The organism is Staphylococcus sp. HMSC072B07 (genome assembly GCF_001815505.1).
Taxonomy (GTDB): Bacteria; Bacillota; Bacilli; order Staphylococcales; family Staphylococcaceae; genus Staphylococcus; species Staphylococcus simulans.
In genome coordinates this window covers 797-6,061 of record NZ_KV820946.1, presented here as the reverse complement: position 1 = coordinate 6,061, position 5,265 = coordinate 797, and the positions used below count along the sequence as shown (strand labels likewise).

General features: G+C 42.7%; 1 protein-coding gene. It reads right to left on the bottom strand.

Annotation, left to right across the window (positions count from 1 at the left end):
• The coding region (locus HMPREF3031_RS11230) for a beta strand repeat-containing protein (protein WP_373880223.1) at nucleotides 1-5,265 on the bottom strand (5,265 nt) is incomplete at both ends.

Sequence of the window (5,265 nt, the reverse complement as noted above, 5' to 3'; positions counted from 1 at the left end):
TATCGCCTTCTGGTGTTTTTTCAGTGCCTTGAACCGTAATAGACTTACCGTCTGCGCCATCTTTCGCTTTTGGAATAACGACTTTAGATCCGTCACTGAATGTCACTTCAGTATTGCCATCAGGTGTTTGCGTTGAACCTGTAACTGTTAATGGTGTCGCATCTTTACCTGCTTCACCTTGTGCACCAGTATCACCTTTATCACCTTTTGGAATTGTGACTGATGAACCATCTGAGAATGTCACAACAATATTTCCTTCAGCATCAGGGGCAGTTTTATCAACTGTAATTGATTTACCGTCTTGTGCTTTAGGGATTGTTACTTCATGGCCATCTGAGAAGACAACTTTCGTGCTGCCATCTGGTTGAACTTCAGAAGATTTAACTGTCACGGATGTTCCGTCTGCACCATTCGCACCAGTATCACCTTTATCGCCTTTTTCACCTTTAGGAATAGTAACTTCTTTACCATCACTAAATGTAACTTTTGTATCACCATTTTCTTGTGGTTCTACTTTAGCGACTGTAATTGATTGGCCATCTTTACCGTCTTGTCCTGCGGCGCCTTGGGCACCTGTGTCACCTTTTTCACCTTTTGCGATTGTGACTGTAGTACCATCTGAGAATGTTACTTTTGTATCGCCTTCTGGTGTTTTTTCAGTGCCTTGAACTGTAATTGATTGACCTGCGGCACCTGTTTCACCAGTATCGCCTTTATCACCTTTCGCACCTTTAGGAATCACAACTTTAGTGCCGTCTGAGAATGTCACTTCAGTGTTACCATCTGGAGTTTGTGTAGATCCTGTAACTGTTAATGGTGTTGCATCTTTACCTGCTTCACCTTGAACCCCGGCATCTCCTTTTTCTCCTTTAGGAATAGTAACTTCTTTACCGTCACTAAATATTACTTTAGTTGAACCATCTGGTTGCGGTTCTACTTTAGCGACTGTGATTGATTGACCATCTGCACCATTTTGTCCAGCGTCACCTTTATCGCCTTTTTCTCCTTTAGGAATAATGACTTCATGGCCATCACTGAATGTCACTTTCGTTGATCCGTCTGGTTGAACAGCAGTTCCTGTAACTGTAACTGATTTACCATCCGTACCATTTACGCCATCTTTCGCTTTCGGAATGACAACTTTAGATCCGTCTGAGAATGTCACTTCTGTATTGCCATCTTTATCAGGTTGAACGCTTTGTACAGTAATAGATTTTCCGTCTTTACCATCCACGCCGTCTTTCGCTTTCGGAATCACGACTTTAGATCCGTCTGAGAAGTTAACCACTGTATTACCATCTGCATCAGGAGCAGAGTTTTCTACAGTAATAGATTTACCATCTTGACCTGCATCACCTTTGTCGCCTTTTTCTCCTTTAGGAATCACAATTTCACGTCCATCACTGAATGTGACTTTTGTAGAACCGTCAGGTTGAACTTCGCTGCCAGTGACTGTAATTGATTGACCATCTTTACCATCCACGCCGTCTTTTGCTTTCGGGATGACAACTTTAGAACCGTCGCTGAATGTCACTTCAGTATTGCCTTCTGGTGTTTGTGTTGAACCTGTGATTGTTAATGGAGCCGCGTCTTTACCAGCTGCACCTGTATCACCTTTATCTCCTTTTGGAATTGTGACTGTTTTACCATCTGAGAATGTCACAACTGTGTTGCCATCTGCATCAGGTTTTGAACTATCTACCGTTACAGATTGACCATCAGCACCTTTAGGAATTGTGATGACTTTACCGTCAGAGAATGTGACTTTTGTAGCGCCTTCTGGTGTTGTTTCAGTACTTGTAATTGTGATTGAAGTACCTGGGTCACCTTTATCTCCTTTTTCACCTTTAGGAATGATGACATCATGACCATCACTGAATGTAAGTTTTGTTGAACCATCTGGTTGAACAGCTGTTTCAGTGATTGTGATTGATTGACCATCTTTACCATTCACACCATCTTTGGCTTTTGGAATTGTCGCATGTGAACCATCGCTGAAGTCTAAGATTGTATTACCGTCAGGATCTTGAGATGTACCAGTGACTGTAAGTGGGGCTGCGTCTTTACCAGCTTCACCTTTGTCGCCTTTTTCACCTTTCGCAATCGTGATAGATGTACCATCAGAGAATGTCACTTTCGAATTACCTTCTGGTGTTGTTTCAGTAGCGGTAATTGTGATTGCTTTACCGTCTTTACCATCTACGCCGTCTTTAGCTTTCGGGATGACAACTTTAGATCCGTCTGAGAATGTGACTTCTGTATTGCCATCTTTATCTGGAGCAACGTTTTGAACTGTAATAGATTGACCATCTTTTCCGTCAACACCCGCTGCGCCAGTATCACCTTTATCCCCTTTAGAAACAGTGGCAGTGCTACCGTCGCTGAAGTGAATCACGGTATTGCCATCCGCATCTTTTTCAGAACCTGTAACTGTAAGAGGTTTAGCATCTTGTCCAGCATCACCTTTGTCGCCTTTAGGGATTGTTACTTTTTTACCATCGCTGAAGACAACTTCAGAATCACCATTTGGTAATTTATTGATTTGATCAACAGTTACTGAAGTACCGTCTGCACCTTTTTCACCAGCTTCACCTTTATCTCCTTTAGAGATTGTCGCAGTTCCGCCATCGCTGAAGTGGATGACTGTGTTGCCATCTTTATCTTTTTCAGTACTTTGAACAGTTAACGGTGCAGCATCTGCGCCTTTTTCACCTTGTGCACCAGTTTCACCTTTGTCCCCTTTAGCACCTTTTGGAATAGTCACTTTTGTGCCATCTGAGAATGTTACTTCGATATCGCCATTTTCTAATGGTTTTGTACCTTGAACTGTGATTGAGTCACCTGCATCACCTTTCGCACCTTTAGGGATTGTAATCTTAGTTCCATCTGAGAATGTTACTTCATTATCACCATTATCAAGCACTTTACTTGAAGTAATTGTGATTGATTTACCATCTTTACCATCTACACCGGTTGCGCCAGTTTCACCTTTGTCGCCTTTGTTGATTGTAATAGAGTGACCATCTGAGAAGTTAACTTTCGTATTACCTTCAGGTGTAGTTTCTGTACCTGTGATAGTGATTGAAGCACCATCTTTACCAGCTTCACCTTGAGCACCTGTGTCGCCTTTCTCGCCTTTAGGAACCACAACTTGTGAACCATCACTGAATGTTACAACTGTATCACCATCCGCATTTGGTTCAGATGATTTTACTGTAATAGATGCGCCATCTTTACCGTTAGGAACTGTAATTGATTTACCATCACTAAATGTAACTTTTGTGCCATCTGGTGTTTGTTCAGAGCTTTGAACAGTCACTGAAGTACCGTCTGCGCCTTTTTCACCTGAAGCACCTGTATCACCTTTATCCCCTTTAGGAATTTCAAGTGTTTTACCGTCTGAGAATGTCACTTGTTTATTACCATTTGGTAATGTTTCAGTTTTTGTGATTGTCACTGATGTACCATCTTTACCTTTTGGCACTGTGATAGATTGACCATCAGAGAAAGTCACTTTTGTATCTCCGTTTGCTTGTGGTTCGATACTTGCGATTGTGATAGACGTACCATCTTTACCAGCTGCACCTGTATCACCTTTCGCACCAGTATCACCTTTATCTCCTTTAGAGACTGTTGCTGTTTGACCATCACTGAAGTGAATAACTGTGTTACCCGCTTCATCTTTAGTAGTTTCTGTAACTGTGAGTGGTTTAGCGTCTGCGCCAGCTGCGCCTGTATCGCCTTTTTCACCTTTAGGAATTGTTACTTCTTTGCCATCTGAGAAGACTACTTTTGTATCGCCATTGGCTTGTGGTTCGATACTCTTAATTGAAACAGATTCACCTTTTTCACCTGTCGCACCTGTATCGCCTTTATCTCCTTTAGAGATAGTCGCTGTTGAGTTATCACTAAAGTGAACGACTGTATTGCCAGCCGCATCTTTAGTTTCGCCAGTTACTGTTAATGGTGCTGCGTCTTTACCATTCGCTCCAGCTGCGCCTGTTTCACCTTTATCCCCTTTAGAGACAGTTGCTGTTTGGCCGTCGCTGAAGTGGATAACTGTGTTGCCTTCAGGATCTTTAGTTGTGCTAGTTACTGTAAGTGGTTCAGCGTCTTTACCAGCTGCACCTGTGTCACCTTTCGCACCTTTAGGAATTGTTAATTCTTTATCATCTGAGAAGATGACTTTTGTATCACCGTTCGCTTGTGGTTCGATACTCTTAATTGAAACAGATTCGCCTTTTTCACCAGTAGCACCAGTTGCGCCTGTCGCACCTGTATCGCCTTTATCTCCTTTAGAGATGACTGCTTGTGAACCGTCACTGAAATGAACAACGGTATTTCCAGCTGCATCTTTATCAGTTTTTGTGACTGTTAATGGCGCTGCATCTTTACCAGCTGCACCTGCATCACCTTTATCTCCTTTAGGGATAGTAACGTTGCTGCCATCACTAAAGTGTACAACTGTGTTGCCGTCTTTATCCGGAGCAGAACTTTCTACAGTTACAGATTGACCATCTTTACCTTTTGGTATTGTGATAACATGTCCATCACTGAATGTAACTTTTGTATCTCCAGTTGGTGTTGTTTCAGTGTTTGTGATAGTAACTGAAGTACCATCTGCACCTTTTTCACCAGTGGCACCAGTTTCACCTTTGTCCCCTTTAGAAACAGTCGCTGTTTGACCATCACTGAAGTGGATGACTGTATTACCATCAGCATCTTTAGTTGTGCTAGTTACTGTAAGTAGTTTAGCGTCTGCGCCGGCTGCACCTGTGTCACCTTTCGCACCTTTTGGAATTGTTAATTCTTTACCATCTGAGAAGACTACTTTTGTATCACCATTGGCTTGTGGTGTGATACTTGTGATTGAAATTGAATCACCTTTTTCACCTTTCTCACCAGTAGCCCCGGTAGCACCTGTTTCACCAGTCGCACCTTGTGCACCCGTATCACCTTTGTCTCCCTTAGCTCCTTGGGCTCCAGTGTCACCTTTATCTCCTTTAGAAATGGTTACATGTGATCCATCACTGAAGCTAACAACAGTATTGCCTTGGCCATCTTTAGCTTCGCCAGTCACTGTTAATGGTGCCGCGTCTTTACCTGCAGCACCTGTTGCGCCAGTATCGCCTTTAGAGATTGTAGCGGTTTTACCATCGCTGAAATGCACCACTGTGTTACCGTTTGCGTCTTTTGTTTCTTTAACAACTGTTAACGGCGCAGCATCTTCTCCTTTATCTCCCTTAGCACCTTTTGGTACTACGA